The organism is Neorhizobium sp. JUb45 (assembly GCF_004343585.1).
In the GTDB taxonomy this organism is placed as follows: Bacteria; Pseudomonadota; Alphaproteobacteria; order Rhizobiales; family Rhizobiaceae; genus Neorhizobium.
The window spans coordinates 640,590-656,817 of record NZ_SLYW01000003.1 but is presented as its reverse complement, the minus strand read 5'-3'; the positions used below and the strand labels follow the sequence as shown (position 1 = coordinate 656,817).

Genomic DNA, 16,228 nt, shown 5'->3' with positions numbered 1-16,228 from the left:
CAGGATGTATTTGGAAACGTTTGGGAGAGGCATGAAACTGACTTTGGCGGGGCTTGCCCTTGCGGCATCGACCACAGGTGCAGCGTTCGCGCAATCCGGTGACGCCGTCACATTGCGCTGGGCGCTGTGGGACTGGGACAAGGTGGCCTATTACAAGCCGCTGATCGAGGCCTATCAGGCCAAGAACCCCAATGTGAAGTTCGAGCATATCGACCTGGGCTCGCAGGATTACCAGCAGATGATCGCCACGCAGCTCGCGGGCGGTTCAAAAGATATCGACATCGTCACCGTCAAGGACGTGCCGAACTACACGAACCTGATCCGCGCCGGTTCGATCATGGATCTGTCCAGCTTCATGACTGAGCAGAAGATCGACAAGGCCTCCTTCGGTGGTCTGGCCGAAGAAATGACGGTGGATGGCAAAATCTATTCGCTGCCGTTCCGCTCGGATTTCTGGGTCGTCTATTACAACAAGGACATTTTTGACAAAGCCGGCGTGCCCTACCCCACCAATGACATGACCTGGGCGCAGTTCGACGAGACAGCCACGAAACTGGCGGGTGGCATGGGTGTCAACAAGACCTATGGCGCGCTGTTTCACACCTGGCGCTCCACCGTGCAGCTGGCCGGTATTCTCGACGGCAAGAACACGCTGGCCGGCCCGGATTATGCCTTCCTCAAGCCTTGGTACGAGCGGGCGCTGAAACTGCAGGAAGACAGCATCGTGCCATCCTATGCGACGCTGAAAACCTCCAACACGCACTATTCCGGTCCGTTCTTCAACGGCACGATCGGCATGTTGCCGATGGGCACATGGTTCGTCGGCACGCAGATCGCCAAGGTGAAATCCGGTGAGAGCAAGAGCAAGAACTGGGGTATCGTGAAATTCCCGCATCCGGACGGTGTTGTTGCCGGCACCACGGCGGCGCAGATTTCCGGTCTTTCGGTGAACAGCAATTCCGGCCACAAGGAAGCGGTTCTCGACTTCATCAAGTTCGTGACCAGCGCCGAAGGGGCTTCGATCATCGCGTCGACCGGCACCATTCCGACCGTGCGTACACCGGAAGTGACGGCGAAGATCGCCTCGCTTGACGGTTTCCCGCAGGACGAGACCAGCAAGGGGGCACTGGAACCCGGAAAATCCTATCTGGAAATGGCGGTCACGCCGAATGCTGCCCGCATCGAGGTTATCCTCAACCGCGCGCATGACTCGATCATGACCGACAATATCTCTATCGATGACGGGTTGAAGGAAATGGCCGATGGCGTGAAGGCCATCAAATAACATGCCAGAACCCCGCGGAGACCAAACGTTTTCGCGGGGTTTCTTTTGTCCGCACACATGTCCGAACCTATGGAAGACCGATGATCTACGATCCTGTCCGCGCCAATCCCCTCCACGGCAATCCTCTTCTCAGCCGCGATGATCTAGCCAAAGCGGTGATGGATCTCTTCAATCCGTTGCTTCCCTACTTCTCCGAGGGTGGCGCGCGGGTGCGGCTCAGCGCCACCGGTGCGCATTTTGATCGCGCAGCGGCCGATCTCGAAGGTTTTGCCCGGCCGCTGTGGGGCATCGTGCCGCTGGCTGCCGGCGGTTATGATTTTCCGCATTGGGACCTCTATCGTCGCGGCCTTGCCAACGGCACCGATCCCGACAATCCGGAATATTGGGGCGATGTTTCCCGCACCGACCAGCGACAGGTGGAGCTTGCTGCCATCGGTTTTGCCATTGCCATGGTGCCGCAGTTTATCTGGGAACCGCTGAGCGAAGACCAGAAAAAAACGGTTGCCGCCTATCTGATCTCGGCGCGAACCAAAGACTTCGTCGACAATAACTGGAAATTTTTTCGCGTCCTGATCGATCTCGGCCTGACGCAGGCGGGTGTGGATTTCGACCGCTCGCTCACGGAGCAATATCTCGACGAGGTCGAGGCTTTCCGGCTGGGCGAAGGCTGGTATCGCGACGGACCTGTAAAACGGGTCGACCACTATGTACCGTTCGCCCTGCATTTTTATGCGCTGATCTATTCCGTCATTGCCAAGCACGACACGAAGCGTGCTGAGGCCTACCGCGCGCGTGCAAACGTGTTTGCCAAGGATATCCGCCACTGGTTCGGGTCGGATGGTGCGGCGCTCGCTTTCGGTCGCAGCCAGACCTATCGTTTTGCCTGCGGTGGCATTTGGGGGGCGCTGGCCTTTGCCGGCGTCGAGGCCCTGCCCTGGAACGAGATCAAGGGATATTACATGCGCCATATCCGCTGGTGGTCGGACCTGCCGATTGCCGAGCGTGATGGCATTCTCTCCATCGGCTACGGTTATCCGAACCTGATGATGAGCGAGAGCTATAACTCGGCGGGATCACCCTATTGGGCACTCAAGTTTTTCCTGCCGCTGGCCCTGCCCGCCGATCATCCTTTCTGGGCGACTGAGGAGACCCCTGCCCCTGATTTCGCTGACCCGGTTCCGCTGAAGGAAGCCGGCATGGTGGCGATGCATACGCCCGGCAATACCGTGATCCTTTCTTCCGGCCAACAGCATGACAGGATGCTCGGGGCCAACGAAAAATATTCGAAATTCGTCTATTCCACCCGTTACGGCTTCAACATCGAACTCAACGATCGGCATTTCGTTGCCGCCAGTTTTGACGGCATGCTGGGGCTTTCCGATGACGGTGTGCATTTTCGCATGCGTGAGACGCTGGAAGACGCGCTGATTGCCGGCGACAAACTCTATTCCCGCTGGAAGCCGTGGGATGATGTGACCGTCGAGAGCTGGCTTGTCCCGGCCAATCCCTGGCATATCCGTATCCACCGCATTCACACACCGCGTAGCCTGCAGACGAGCGAAGGCGGGTTTGCCATTCCGCGTGCCGATTTCAATGCCGATAGCAGCGTGCAGGAGCCGGGCAGAGCCATCTGGCAAGGTCAGACGGATATCAGCGCCATTGTCGATCTGTCGCCGACGATCACACGCCACGGCCATGCCATCAGTGCCATCGCCAATGCGAACCTCATCCATGCCAAAACGCTGGTGCCGCAATTGCGTGGCGAGATTTCTGCGGGCACGACGGTGCTGAGCGCAGCGGTCGTTGCTCTTCCCAGAGCGGACGCGAAAACCGGACTTCTTGAAACCGTTCCCGCATGCCCGACGCTTGCCGAACTCGAGGCAATTTTCCGTGCTGGCGGCGAACGTGTGCCGGCATTCGCTCTCTGAGCGGCCGGGATATAATCTCGGCGCCGTCTCAAGATCAGCAATCATCGCCAGCCGGTTGATCATGCTGGATATTCCGAGCGTCCTGCCATCATACGCTGGTGGGACGATACGGCTGATTTTGCCGGATATGCCCTTTTGCCGGCCGTGGCAGAAAACGATTGCGACTTCATCGACAGAAGATAGGCCTGTTTGGCTTCATTCGCCGTCAGGAAGGCCGATGCGTGGTTGAGATGGGTGAGGCTGCCATCCTCAGCTTCATTGACCTCAGCGGCGTGCTGTTCGTTTCCGACAGTTGCCAGCTGCGTCATCATCAGCCTCTCCACCATCGGCCTTACTTGGAAATTGCCTGATTTTGCAGAGGATGCGAGGTTGCGAAGATAACCGCTCGGCGAAGCAATCTCCTCGCCCTTTTCATAGAGGCAGGCAATGGTGACGGCAGTCTCGACGATGCCGATCGAACTCTGTGCCAATTCCAGAAGCTGACGGTTGATGGAGAGCATCGAGCATAGAACCGGCTGAACCGACATCAGGTCCTGCATGGTTTTCAGACTGCCGCTTGCGCTGAGGATGGCGACATTGGGGCAGGCACGGTTGACCAGATCCAGTGACAGCGGTTTTGCCGGCTGCCGATCATTCGAGGTTTCTTGGCTCGCGCGCGGTTCAACAACAGAGATGTTTGAATCGAATCTGGATTCTGGTTTGGATTCTATGTGCCGCTCAGTTTGAGAGGTGTTGCCGCCCAAATTTTGGGAATTTGCAAAGTTTTTCAATGAATTGACAATTTCCGCATGAACGCGCGATAAAATAGAGAGATGTGCTTCGAGCTGATGCAGTTCAGCCTTGCGCGGGAGAGCAGAAACGAGGTCAGCCAGACGGATTTTGAGAGAATTCCAGTCACCGGGAACGTCTTCGACTTCGACCACGATCAGCAGCTTGCCGATATCGCGACGATGCAAAGAGATCTCTTCCCGCAGAAGATGGGTCTGCCGACGCTGGTTCTCGACCTTCTCGGCGAGATCAAAGATTTCATCGGAACGGGCAAGAAGCGGCTGCAGTGAGAAACCAAAAGCCTGGGTGATATCCCCTGCCCTGCCGCGTCGTGCGTACCGTTTGCCGTTCGGGCTGTCCTTGCGTGTCAGAAGACCGGCGTCCACCAGCGATGCCAGATGGCGACGGATGGTTTGTTCGGCCATGCCATGGCTTCTCTGAGACAGAGCCTGATTGGAAGGAAAAACGACAAGACCGTTTGCCAGGGAAATCTCGGCCTTCGGGTAGAAGCTCAGCAGCGCATTCATAAGCGCAAGCGCACGGTCAGACAGGCCAAGAAGCGGCTTTGCCTGGCATAGGGCGCGATAGAGTTCCCATTTGTCGATGGATTTGTCGCATACCTTTTCACTGTCGACGATCTGATCCGTCAACATGGCAAGGGTCATCGACCGCCGCCCAAAGGGCGTCGTCAAATATCCACTGTTCATGACTTTTACCTTGTGACAGGCAAAAGAAATTCGCTCGCCGAAACGACGCTGTGCTTGACACTGATTCTAGGAAGTGCGATTCTCGAGTTGCTCAGACTACGAGGAAAGCTTCCGTAACGGTGACGTTCGGGGGCTTTTCTTTTGCGCTCTTGTCCCTCTCCTAAATGTTCGGGTTGATGATGGTCTCAGTCGTGACGCAATGCTGACGACTTGAGATATTCCAGATGCAGTTCCTGCAGACGGGCTGCAACGAAATCTGCGAATTCGGGTGCGACCTTCTCATCGAAGAGAAGCGTGGTGCGGCTGCTGGAGCGCTCCATCACTGCCAGTTTGACACCGCTTGCAGCCTTGATCGGTTCCGGCTTTTCCTTCTCGATCTTGACCGACAGGGCCGTCATGACCTTGACGAAACGGCTATCGGAATCCGACTGAAGGAATTGCTGGTTCCGCAGCAGTGCCGACAGTGCTGGCGATTCCGGCTTCTCTGCCAGGCGCTCCGTCAAGGCAATCCAGCGTGGTCGCCCGGTCTTAGGGGCCGGACCAATGGCTTCGATCAGCGAACGCGGCAGACCATGTGCAACGGACATCAGGCGCGAAAGCTGTGTCTTCTCCATGCCGAGTGCCGACATGATGATACGGCGATCAAACCCCTTCTCTTCCAGAGCCAGGGCAAACAGACCACGTTCGATATAGCTGAGATCCGAACGCGCCGAGTTTTCCTGACCCTGGATGACGACCAGTTCTTCGTCCGTCAGGTTCTGTACGACAGCCTTGACCGGACGACCGAGGGCCCGCAGAACGCGCACACGACGATGACCAAAAGCGATCTGATAGAAGTCGGCCTTGTCAGGATGCGGACGGACAAGGATAGGGCTTTTCTGACCCGACTCGCGAATGGCGTCGGTCAGCCGCTGGAAGTCCTCGCCATCATCCGGAAGACGATCGTTGACGAACGAGCCCTCGATCTTTTCTGCAGGAATTTCCACAACGGCGGAACCGGCTGCAATAAGCGCGCGGGCCTGATCGGCGGCATTGGCAATCTGACCAAGCGTGCGACCCATGGCACCGACGGCACCGGAACGGATATGCTGCATCTTCGCGTCGTGACCAGTGTCTGCGGCAACGGCCTTGCCGGCAGTCGTATCGTCATCGGCAGGGTTGCCAGCTGGCAACTCATGATCCCGACGTGACAACATGGCTTTCAACGTATCCTTACGGCTCATCCTGCCCTACCCCAGGCCTGACGGATCAGACCTTCAATCTCGCTGTTGACGCCGTCCAGAGATTCCATGGCGCGGTCATAGGTGTTTTTCGAAAAGTTCTCGCGGCCGACTTCGTAAAGCGTCTGCTTGGAAAGGCCGGCATCGGAAATGGCTGTCGATTTGAGCATGGTGTTGGTCAGCACACGTTCACGGAACAGTGAACGCATGAAACCGACCATCTGTGTCTGCGGTCCATCCGAAGGTTCGTAACGCGTCACGACATAACGAATGAAATCGTAATCCAGATCGCCGCCCGACTCCTGCACGACACCGAGAAGATCGGACGTCATTAGAAGGAACTGGCACATGGACATGACATCGAGCATCTGCGGATGTGCAGTGATGACAAGGCCTGTGGCGGAGCAGAGTGCGCCGAGCGTCAGGAAACCGAGCTGCGGCGGGCAATCCAGAACCATGACATCGTAGTCGTCTGCCACCGTGCCAAGAGAGGATGCGACCCGACCGAAGAACGGTTCCGCACCGCGTTCGGCAAGCGCACGCGGTGTGTCGTGTTCATATTCCATCAGTTCCAGATTGCCGGGCACGATGTCGAGACCGGGAATGTAGCTTTTGCGAATGATGTCCTTCATCGGACGACGTTGATCGTCGTAGCGGATAGCCGCATACATCGTTTCGTTGCTGGCGATGTCGTATTCCGGCTGATAGCCATGCAGGGCCGTCAGAGACGCCTGGGGGTCGAGATCGACCGCAAGCACGCGGTAACCCTGGAAAGCCAGATATTGCGCCAGGTGAGCCGCTGTGGTGGTCTTGCCGCTGCCGCCCTTGAAGTTGACCACGGCCATAACCTGGCAATGTTCACCTTCGCGGCGGCGCTGGACATAACGCTTGTTGCCCTTGGCATTTTCGTCGAGGACGGCGCGGATCTCGTTGATCTGTGCCAGCGTATAATAACGCCGGCCGCCAGAGTTGATGGTGGGCTGCGGGCCCTTGCCGTTCAGGGAGAGCTGACGAAGATAGGCATCAGCAATGCCAATCAGCTTGGCGGATTCCACTGAGGAAAACGAGCGAAGCATTTTCTGCGCAACGGGAGGAAAGAGCGCAGCACGCATCGCCTGCAGTTCTTCGGACAAAGCAGCACCGTCGCCAGCGATAACTTCCGTCATCGGACGCTTGGGTTCTTGCGGTTCCGTTGGCTGACTACGTGTCTTGGCCATAACTACGATAAATCTCCAGAGTGTCGGAATATTCCGTAGCGAACCATGACGCGAGTCGCTCTGAGTCGCAAGGCCTTTAGGGTTAACGATAGGTTAACAGCATTTGCTCCACGATTCGTTCATCGCCGCCGTGTAGAGGATTGACGAGGTTGCCATATGGCAACCCACCTCCCCAATTCTCCAAAAGACTCTCTCCAGCGCGTTTCTGAAGCACGCGCCGCGGCGACTACGACGGCCGTTAGACTGGCGCGTTGCCGATGGCCGAGAACGGGAATATGGTCCGCGCATCAAATGGGTGGGTTGATCTTAATGGCGATGGCTTCCGATTCTCAAGCAGAACCCTATGGGGAATTCGTCGATCTGGCGTCGGTGCCACGAACGCGTTTCTTTCACCATCATCCGTTTATCGAGCGGTTGCGTCGTGCCGTTCATTTCGATTTCATTGCCGTCAGCGGTCTCGATATAGATCGTTTCCGTTTTGGCCGCGGGCAGTCGATCGATACCAATCTTCCCCCCGGCTACATGGAAGCCTATGCCGCGGAAAAACTCTATCTGAGCGATCCGCTGGTGGCCGCTTCGGTGGATGGCAAGGATGTGGTCTGCGATGCAGAGGTGTTCGTGTCTGCGCCGCCCAGTGCCAGACTTCAGCAGTTGATGACAAGTTTTGGCGTTCTCAATCGCACCTTGTTTCCATTGCGGCGTGGCGAGCATGTCTATGGCGCCATCACCTTCATACGAACGGTGCCGTTCAATGCTGATGAAGTCGATTTCCTCAAGCGCATCTGCGAGGCGACGCATGTCGCTATTACCAAACCGCTGATGGATCGCTTCGCAGCCGACACTTTGAAACTTACGTATGGAGAATTGATCTGTCTGCGGTTGGCAAGCCATGGGCTGACCAGCGAGCGCATCGCTGCGGAAAGCGGCTATCAGGTCGATACCGTAAATACCTATATGAAAAGTGCGGTGAAAAAGGTTGGGGCATCCAACCGCACCGAAGCCATTGCCGAGGCCATTCGGCGGCGGCTGATCGAGTGATCTCCTGAAGCCAAGCCGACCTGCCATTGCCGGCATTGGTTTCACGAAGAGCAGGGCAGGGCGCGCCGGTCTGCGTTGCCACATGGCAACTTGGTTTGTCAGCAAGCCTTCCGACAGGCGGTGTTGTTGAAAACGGTCGGCAATGCCTGAAGTCTCTGGCACTTTTTGTGGTGTTGAGGTATAGATTGGACCGTATCCAACGGGACTGAGTCTATCGGATTGGCTCGGATGTTTGGAGGGCGCATTGATTGAACTAGGCTCGTCGGTGTAGAAGTCGATGTGCTGAAACCGAATGGCTGTTTAGGTTTCAATTCGCAATAATTATCATTATAATTCAGATAGATGAAACGTGACTTGAGGCGCTTGAATTGGCAAGCTTCGTGGCCCGTAATGTCATGTTCTTGTGCCGTTTTGGCTCACCGGCTCGGCTCGTTTGCTACTTTTCTGTACAGTGAATTTCAGTTGCCAGCATTATAATTCATGGCGCCTATCGCCTCGGTTAATGGAATCGATTAGCCATGAGGGATGCGGTATGAATTCGCAATGCTGCCATTTCAGGACTTTCTGCAGCCGGCCACCGCCGCCTCTGCTGCATTGGCGCGTCTTGATGAGCGCGTCATGCGCTCGCAGCATGGAGATGGCTGGCTGGCCCGGTCTCACTTTTTCGACGCCTGCGCATCCCTTTGGGTGGATGGCGAACTGGTCCATATGGAGGATCTCGTCCTGCATGATGCAGGCATGGGGGTCCGAAAACCCACGCATGAACTGACCATCGCGCAGGACGTGCTTCGGTCGCGACGTCGGATCCTTGCCAACCCGCCGGGCTGGGCGTTGAGCATGGATGGTGTCCGCAGGCTGCGGCGGAGTGGCGACGGTCCCGAAACCGATCTTGAGATAAAGTCCGTTTCGACGCCACCGGATATGATGCCGATGGAAGGTGATGAGGATCCGCTCGGTGCGGAGCTGGCCGCGATCGATGTCATCCTTGCGCGCAGTGAAGCGCTGCTGGCTGCGGCGAAGGGAACCGCGCTTTTACGCGATACGGCGGAACGGGATGCACTTGTTTATGAGCCCGACTGGAACGAGGATGAGCGGCTTGCGGAGTGGCAACGCGCGCTGAAAGACAGTGACGGTTTGCCGGCGGTGGTGCGTGCGGCGGTGGTGCTGGATGCCTGGAATGTGCTGCAGGTTCTTCAACATGTGCCTTGGTTGGGTCGGTTGCTGGCCGCCGCAATTCTGCATGAGGCTGGGCTGACGGCAGGTTATCTGCTGCCGATCAGCGTCGGCCTGAAACAGGTTCAACGTCAAAAGAGGACGCATCGCGATCGCGATGTCCGGCTCATTGCGATGATCGAGGCGATGCGCGAGGCGGCCGAAAGCGGTCTCAAGGAACATGATCGCCTGCTGCTGGCACGGCAGCAGATGGAGCACCGCCTTGCCGGGCGTCGAAGCTCCTCGAAGCTGCCGCAACTGATCGATCTCATTCTCTCCAACCCGATCGTTTCCACAGGCATGATCGCAGACGCGCTGTCGGTGACCCCGCAAGGGGCGTTGAAAATAGCGGGTGAATTGAACCTGCGGGAACTGACCGGTCGCGGTCGCTTTCGCGCCTGGGGTGTTCTCTGATGCGGGCTTTGGCCCGTCGGGAGCTTGTTTGATGTCAAGGACAGGCTACCCCGTTTAGGTCAGATAGGGCTCATGAAGTCCGATTATTCCAGAGTTGTCAGCTGGCAACTTTTTCAAATTTCATCCGAATGGCTGCGCCGCACCGAGCGAAATGCGGGCCGTTTTCAGGCATGAGGCCGCCTCCGTCCAAGGCGGAGGTGCTGGTCGTCGGCGGCGGAATGGCCGGCTTGTGTGCGGCCATATCAGCGCAAAAGGCGGGTGCGACGGTGCGGATTCTGGAAGCGTCTCCCCGGCATATGCGCGGTGGCAATCTGCGCCATGCCCGCAATATCCGCATCCCGCACGATGGCATCAGTTCCTATTCTCCGGGCATTTACCCGGTCGAGGAATTTGCTCGGGAGCTGACCGAGGTCTCGCGTGGAGATGGGGATGCCGCATTGATCGATATGCTGGCGTCCCGCGCGGCTGATCTCGGCGAATGGCTTGCCGACCAGGGCGTGGTTTTCCAGACGAAACATATCCCGTTTTCCCGCAGGACGGCGTTCTTTCTGGGCGGTGGAAAGGCGGCAACCAACGCACTTTATGCAAGGATCGAGGCGCTTGGTATTGCGGTCAGCTACGAGACGCCATGGGACATCGATACCCTTTGTGAGTTGCCATCTGCAGCAGTGGTTCTGTGCTGTGGAGGTGATCAGGCCGATGCCCGGCAGCGGTTCATCAATCGCGGTACGCCGTTCAATGTGGGCGCACCGATGGAAGGCTTGATCCGGGCAGGGGCTGCGGTGGCCGGCGTCTCGGGGGCGGTACATCTGGTTGCCGTCGACGCCCGCTCACCCCGCCATGACGGAGGGATCGTGACGCGCATCGATGGCATGCAATTCGGGATGATGGTCGATGCGCAAGGCAGACGGTTTGCCGACGAGACGGCGATTGTCGGGTCCCGGCGCTATTCGATTTGGGGGCAGACGATTGCCGCCTTGCCGGTGCCCAGCGCAACGCTTGTTCTCGATGCGGGAGGCATGGCAGCGATGCCCCGGTTGGCCTTCGAGCCCATCCGTGCGGCAAATCTTGGCGAGATGGCCGCGTTGATCGAGGTCGATTTCGCGGCTCTTTCCTGCTCGGCGCGGCAATCCGGCCGGGTGAGAAAAGCGCCGTTTTTTGCTTATCCGGTCGTGTCGGGGCTGACCTTTTCCTGCCATGGTCTGCGGGTCGATACGCGTGCTCGGGTGAAAATGGGCGATGGTTCGGTGAGCAAAAATCTGTTCGCGGCAGGTGCAATCATGGCGCCGGCGGTTCTGCACATCGGTTATCTCTCCGGCACGGCGCTGACGATCAGCGCTGTCTTCGGGCGTATCGCAGGTGAGGAGGCAGCCCGTCATGCGCTTGGATGAAACCCTGTCGGACGAAGCCCGGCGGATGCTCGCCATCTGCATCGTCTGCGATTACTGCAGCGGCTTTTGCGAAATGTTCCGCGCCGCGGGCAGGCGGCCGCAGCTTTTGGATGGCGACATCACCTATCTCGCCCATCTCTGCCACGATTGCGGCAATTGTCTCGAAGCATGCCAATATGCCCCGCCGCATGTTTTTGAGATCGATCCACCGAAAAATCTTGCCGATGTGCGGTCGCAGTTGTGGCCGAAGATATGGTCGTGGCTAACATTGCTTTTTGTGCCGCTGGCGCCGCTGATGACATTCCTCCTCGTGCCATCGGATATCCTGTTTGCCCGGCATCTGGGGCCCGGTGCCTTTTACGTAGTGCTGCCCTGGTCGGTTCTGAGCATTGGTGCCGGCATCGCGCTCATGAGTTCACTTGCTGCCCTTGGCTTCGGGATCTTCCGCTTTTGGCGCAGCAGTGGCGGCGGTAATCCGCGTGGTGCGATCATGACGGCGCTGGCCGACAGTCTGACCCTGCGCAATCTGGAGGGTGGCGGCATTGCTTGTGATCATGGCGGAATGCGGCGATGGGCGCATCATGGTCTGGTCACCGGCTTTGGTTTCTGCTTTGGCTCGACTGCGGTCGCGACCGTCTATCACCACAGCATTGGTCTTCAGGCGCCCTATCCGATGACCAGCCTGCCAGTCGTTCTCGGCAGCATCGGTGGTAGCCTGATGATGTTCGGCTGCGGCGGTTTGTGGTGGAGCAGGTTGCGGCGTGACCGGCGGCGGCAGGCTCAGACCGCCGGCGGCTACATGTTGCTGGCTTTGCTGATGCTGGTTTCGGTCAGCGGTTTTGCGTTGCTGATATGGCGCGAGACGATGATGATGGGCATGCTGCTCGCCATCCATTTCGGCGCGGTGCTTAGCCTCTTCCTGTTTATCTCGACCGGCAAGCTGGCACACGGCGCGTACCGGGCAGCCGCGTTGCTGCGGGCCGCAATGGAGCGGCGGCACGGCTGATCTGGGTCACTCGCGGAACCTTGGCAGATTTCTTTCGTTGGCGGTGAAAGGTTGCACTGCGGCGAAAGGATCTTTCATGGAGCTGAAATCTCAGGTGGCGCTGGTAACCGGCGCGGGTTCCGGCATCGGCAAGGCGGCAGCGATCATGCTGGCCGGGCAGGGGGCCAAGGTAGGTATTCTCGGTCACACGCGATCCGAGATCGAAAGGACGGTAACGGAAATCGTCGATGCGGGCGGGCAGGCGCTGGTTCTGGAAGCAGACGTGGCTTCGGAGGGTGATATGCGTCGCGCCGTCGATGAGCTTGTGACGACCTATGGACAGCTGGATATCGTGGTCGCCAATGCGGGCATCAATGGCGTCTGGGCGCCGATCGACGATCTCAAGCCCGAGGAATGGGACAAAACGATTTCGGTCAATCTGCGAGGCACCTATCTCACACTGCATACCACCGTGCCGCATCTGAAATCACAGGGCGGTGGCTCGATCATCGTCATTTCGTCGATCAACGGAAACCGTACATTCACGACACCCGGCGCGACCGCCTATGCCGCGACCAAGGCAGGGCAGGTGGCGATGGTGCAGCAGCTGGCGCTGGAGCTTGGAAAACACCACATCCGCGTCAACGCGATCTGCCCCGGCGAGATCGAGACCAGTATCGAGGACAATACACGCCAGCGACATGCGGAAGAGACGGCGATCCCGGTGGAGTGGCCGGCGGGGCAGGTGCCGATCAGCGATGGCAGGCCTGGCCGCAGCGAGGATGTCGCCGATCTCGTGCAGTTCCTTGCGTCGCCGCGTTCAAGACACATCACCGGCGTGCCGATCTATATCGATGGCGGGCAGGGGCTTTTGCGCTGACAGATGCTCTGTCATTAGCGATCGAGAAAATCCTGCCATTGCCGCTCGCCGGAAAGACAGTCGGCCTTCGGCTCGGCTGCGATCCTGTGCATTTGAGGTGAGGGGGAAATGTTGCTGACCTCCATCACCATCTTGCGGCGCACGGCCGTGGCGAAATCCTCGATTTTGTGCACGGGCAGGACAAAGGAGCCGGGTCCGCCGGCCACGCAGTCGGAATAATAACGGTCCAATCCACCCGCCGTGCCGGAAGGGCGCAGCATGATGGCGAGACCATTGATGACAATCCCGGCTTCGATAGCCTTGTCGCGCACGGGCAGCACCGGCACGCCTATATTGTTCGGCCCGTCGCCCGATACATCGATGACCTGCCGCATACCGCGATAATCGTTGGCGATGATCGATGTCGCACCATAACCGATCGCCGCGGAGATCGATGTGCGGCGCTGGGTGGCGACCGGGCGCGCGGCGATCTTGTCGGCAAACGCCTTGGCGTCCGCTTCCGTCTCGATGATCTGCCAGTCTATGACCGAGGCTTCATCGACTTCGCCGGCCCATTCGTAATAGCTGATGGCGACGCGTCCGAGCATTCCACCTTTGACGGCGTTGATGAATTCAGGATGGGAGAGTGCTTCGACATAACCCTGTCGCTGGATCCGTACTTCTTCGTAATCCATCGAGCGCGAGACATCGACGGCAAGCGCTAGTTCGACATCCACCTCACCGCCCGCTGTTGCAGCCGTGAGATTGGGAGAGGCGGAAAGCCCCATGAGCATCGCAAAGGTGACCAGCATTTCAACCCCGTCACTGCGTTAATCTATTAGAAGAGTAACACAGAAGACAGGCGGCGCGAGACCTTGGTGTCAGCACCGTGTCACATAACGGTGATCATCAACCAAAATTTCGCGCCCGCCGGTATTTCCGGGATTTTACTGTATGACTTCTTCGGGTCCCTGGCGGCCGAGGCCGTGTTTCAGGGCTTCCAGCAGGCAATCGGAAATCGCCTGCCGCAATGCATAGGTATGGTTGCTGGTACGCTTGTGGTCGAGCGACTGTGCCGCATCGACAAGACTCAGACCCTGGTGAACCACGATCTGGTGTGCTCTCTGGAAAGCCCAGGACTCAATTGTACTACTTTGCTCGTTCAAAGCAGCCTCGCTAAATCATCTAGCCAATATTCACGCGAATCATTTCGCACTTCACAAATAACGCAGCTGTACTCGGCGCGAAACGCACCAAGTAAACATTACCAAAAAAGGTGGTTTTGTTTTTCCAATGAAATCAATGATGTACAATTTATAACAGGCAATAATTGCGGTTATCTCACCGCTCTTTTAAGATGATATGTACTCGTTATTCCGTAAAAATACGCGTTTACAGAATATAATTGGATTTTGTCACGTATAAGTGGCTCGAACTCGCGTTGAATATCTCGGAACGGAGCCGGCAGAGCGTGAAAATGCCGGTGCAGATCGCGCCGCACCGGCGTTTGTTTACTTCTTCACGATGACCCAGATGGCGTGGATGATGCCGGGAATGTATCCGCACAGGGTGAGCAGGATGTTCAGCCAGAAATGAAGCCCGAGGCCGACCTGCAGAAAAACGCCGACGGGTGGCAGGAAAATAGCGAAAAGAATACGAATAACGTCCAATTTCAGGTCCTTTGCTGGAACAATTTCAGCCCTATAACGCGCAGGTGCGTTTTTGGTTCATCTGTTCCCGACCTTGCCATTGCTTTTTATTTCTTTAAGGCATCATCCGGATCACGTCCGGGGCGTGGGCGATAACGCGGTATGGTCCAGCCGTAATAAAGCGCACCGCCGCGCAACGCGAAAGCGGCGGCAAAACCCGCTGCGGCGCTGGCGTAAAGAGACATGTCGAGAGACTGGCAGAGAACGAAGATGCCGGCACCGGCAAGAGCTGCCGATATGTAGATTTCCGGACGCAACAGAACAGACGGTTCATCGGCCAGAATATCGCGCAGTACACCGCCGCAGGTGGCGGTCAGCATGCCGGTGACGATGGCGATAATGGGGGAGCCCGTGGTTTCAAGGCCGATAAGCGCACCCATGACGCTATAGGCGGCAAGGCCAAGCGCATCGAGCCAGAGCAGCAGCTTGTAGCGCCACTCGACAAGATGGGCGGAGAAGAAGACCAGAAAGCCCGTCGCCACACAGACGATAATATAGGCGGGTTCCTTGACCCAGAAGACCGGCAGCCTGCCGAGAATGAGGTCGCGCAGCGTTCCGCCGCCAACGCCGGTCACGGCCGCGAAGAACAGAAAACCGATGATATCGAGCTGTTTGCGCGACGCGGCAAGCGCGCCGGCGGCTGCAAAAACGACGACGCCCGCATAGTCCAGAAGGGTCAGCACGCCGCTCTCCTTGTTGGCCGGAATGCCCGGCATCCACTTCGTTGCATGCTTTATGCGGCCGTCCTGCCGGAAACAAGCGGCATGCATGTCGCATGGGCAGTTTGCCCATCATTACAGCAAACCTGTCCTAAACGAAAAACGACCGGCGGCGTTTGCCGACCGGTCGTCTGAACATTGTGTCGCGTCTAAGCAAGGCCTTCTTATTTAGGACGAAAGACCCCGCCCCAAACCCCTCCCCACAAGGGGGAGGGGCTTAACCCGGCCGATCCGTTTTGGCTCAGTTGGGGCAGGTGGTTGCCGCAAGTTTTCTCCCCCCTTGTGGGGGAGATGGCCGGCAGGCCAGAGGGGGACTTGTCCGATATCCGTTCCCCTCCTCGACAATGCAAGAAGTGGGCAGGGCCAGAAAAACTTACTTCGGCAACTGGTCGCCGACCTGCTTCACGGCGTTGGCGACAACATCGCAAAACTGCTTTTCGGTAACATTCTGCGCGTTGGCGGACGCGGCGAGCTCCTGGTTCACACCCATGGCGGCGATCGTGCCTTTTTCGCCGATCTTTTCGGCTTCGTCGCCCTTGGTCGTGTCGCTCGGCGCCGGAATGAGCGCAATCAGCTTGCCCTGTACGGTGACGGCCGCGCCGTCGATATGGCCTTCGTTCTGGCAATATTTCAGGACGCCTAGTTGGTTGCGGGCCGAGTTATAGGCCATTTCCATCTGCTCGTTGGTGGCTTGCGCAAAAGCCGGCGCAACAAAGCCGAGCGCCACCAGACCGGTCAAAACGATTTTCTTCATCTGTGTTTCCTTAAAATCCCTA

The 16,228-nt window shown here is 57.8% G+C and carries 15 protein-coding genes; 7 read left to right on the top strand and 8 right to left on the bottom strand.

The genetic code is table 11. The annotated features are described in order from the left end of the window. Positions 1 to 4 precede the first annotated feature (4 nt). Positions 5 to 1,285, top strand: a complete 1,281-nt coding sequence (locus EDF70_RS15575; RefSeq protein ID WP_132275144.1) for a sugar ABC transporter substrate-binding protein — start codon at positions 5 to 7, stop codon at positions 1,283 to 1,285. 80 nt (positions 1,286 to 1,365) lie between these two features. Then, positions 1,366 to 3,213, top strand: coding sequence for a DUF2264 domain-containing protein (locus EDF70_RS15570; RefSeq protein ID WP_132275142.1), 1,848 nt, complete (start codon positions 1,366 to 1,368; stop codon positions 3,211 to 3,213). A gap of 59 nt (positions 3,214 to 3,272) precedes the next feature. Here the strand turns inward: EDF70_RS15570 and repC are convergent, their stop codons facing one another. The 3 genes from repC to repA all read right to left on the bottom strand — a co-directional run bounded on the left by repC (position 3,273) and on the right by repA (position 7,074). Then, positions 3,273 to 4,688, bottom strand: coding sequence for a plasmid replication protein RepC (gene repC / locus EDF70_RS15565; protein ID WP_132275139.1), 1,416 nt, complete (start codon positions 4,686 to 4,688; stop codon positions 3,273 to 3,275). A gap of 185 nt (positions 4,689 to 4,873) precedes the next feature. Further along, a complete protein-coding gene (gene repB, locus EDF70_RS15560) occupies positions 4,874 to 5,911 on the bottom strand; it encodes a plasmid partitioning protein RepB (protein ID WP_132275136.1) in 1,038 nt (345 codons plus the stop codon). After that, positions 5,908 to 7,074, bottom strand: coding sequence for a plasmid partitioning protein RepA (gene repA / locus EDF70_RS15555; RefSeq protein WP_245519185.1), 1,167 nt, complete (start codon positions 7,072 to 7,074; stop codon positions 5,908 to 5,910). The genes repB and repA overlap by 4 nt, the downstream gene beginning before the upstream one ends. A 207-nt stretch (positions 7,075 to 7,281) precedes the next feature. Between repA and EDF70_RS15550 the strand changes: the two genes are divergently transcribed. The 5 genes from EDF70_RS15550 (at position 7,282) to EDF70_RS15530 (ending at position 13,045) form a co-directional block, all read left to right on the top strand. Beyond that, entirely contained in the window at positions 7,282 to 8,163 is an 882-nt protein-coding gene (locus EDF70_RS15550) for a LuxR C-terminal-related transcriptional regulator (RefSeq protein ID WP_245519184.1), read from the top strand. Positions 8,164 to 8,688: 525 nt separating this feature from the next. After that, positions 8,689 to 9,789, top strand: a complete 1,101-nt coding sequence (locus EDF70_RS15545) for an RHE_PE00001 family protein (protein ID WP_132275131.1) — start codon at positions 8,689 to 8,691, stop codon at positions 9,787 to 9,789. 170 nt (positions 9,790 to 9,959) lie between these two features. Continuing rightward, positions 9,960 to 11,180 (top strand): FAD-dependent tricarballylate dehydrogenase TcuA, encoded by a 1,221-nt coding sequence (gene tcuA / locus EDF70_RS15540; RefSeq protein WP_132275129.1) that lies wholly within the window; start codon positions 9,960 to 9,962, stop codon positions 11,178 to 11,180. Beyond that, on the top strand, positions 11,167 to 12,186 hold the full coding sequence (gene tcuB / locus EDF70_RS15535; protein WP_132275126.1) for a tricarballylate utilization 4Fe-4S protein TcuB: 1,020 nt from the start codon (positions 11,167 to 11,169) through the stop codon (positions 12,184 to 12,186). The genes tcuA and tcuB overlap by 14 nt, the downstream gene beginning before the upstream one ends. 76 nt (positions 12,187 to 12,262) lie before the next feature. Then, the gene (locus EDF70_RS15530) at positions 12,263 to 13,045 is read left to right on the top strand and encodes an SDR family NAD(P)-dependent oxidoreductase (protein WP_132275123.1); all 783 of its coding nucleotides are present in this window, start codon (positions 12,263 to 12,265) and stop codon (positions 13,043 to 13,045) included. Positions 13,046 to 13,059: 14 nt separating this feature from the next. Here EDF70_RS15530 and EDF70_RS15525 read toward each other — a convergent pair whose 3' ends face one another. The 5 genes from EDF70_RS15525 to EDF70_RS15505 all read right to left on the bottom strand — a co-directional run bounded on the left by EDF70_RS15525 (position 13,060) and on the right by EDF70_RS15505 (position 16,206). Further along, positions 13,060 to 13,836, bottom strand: coding sequence for a DUF1194 domain-containing protein (locus EDF70_RS15525; protein ID WP_132275120.1), 777 nt, complete (start codon positions 13,834 to 13,836; stop codon positions 13,060 to 13,062). Between the two features lie 135 nt (positions 13,837 to 13,971). Next, the gene (locus tag EDF70_RS15520; RefSeq protein WP_348639721.1) at positions 13,972 to 14,133 is read right to left on the bottom strand and encodes a hypothetical protein; all 162 of its coding nucleotides are present in this window, start codon (positions 14,131 to 14,133) and stop codon (positions 13,972 to 13,974) included. Between the two features lie 402 nt (positions 14,134 to 14,535). Beyond that, positions 14,536 to 14,694, bottom strand: a complete 159-nt coding sequence (locus EDF70_RS15515) for a YqaE/Pmp3 family membrane protein (protein WP_112733530.1) — start codon at positions 14,692 to 14,694, stop codon at positions 14,536 to 14,538. Between the two features lie 86 nt (positions 14,695 to 14,780). Continuing rightward, on the bottom strand, positions 14,781 to 15,416 hold the full coding sequence (locus EDF70_RS15510) for a trimeric intracellular cation channel family protein (protein WP_245519182.1): 636 nt from the start codon (positions 15,414 to 15,416) through the stop codon (positions 14,781 to 14,783). 409 nt (positions 15,417 to 15,825) lie between these two features. Beyond that, positions 15,826 to 16,206, bottom strand: coding sequence for a pore-forming ESAT-6 family protein (locus EDF70_RS15505; RefSeq protein ID WP_132275112.1), 381 nt, complete (start codon positions 16,204 to 16,206; stop codon positions 15,826 to 15,828). Positions 16,207 to 16,228 lie beyond the last annotated feature (22 nt).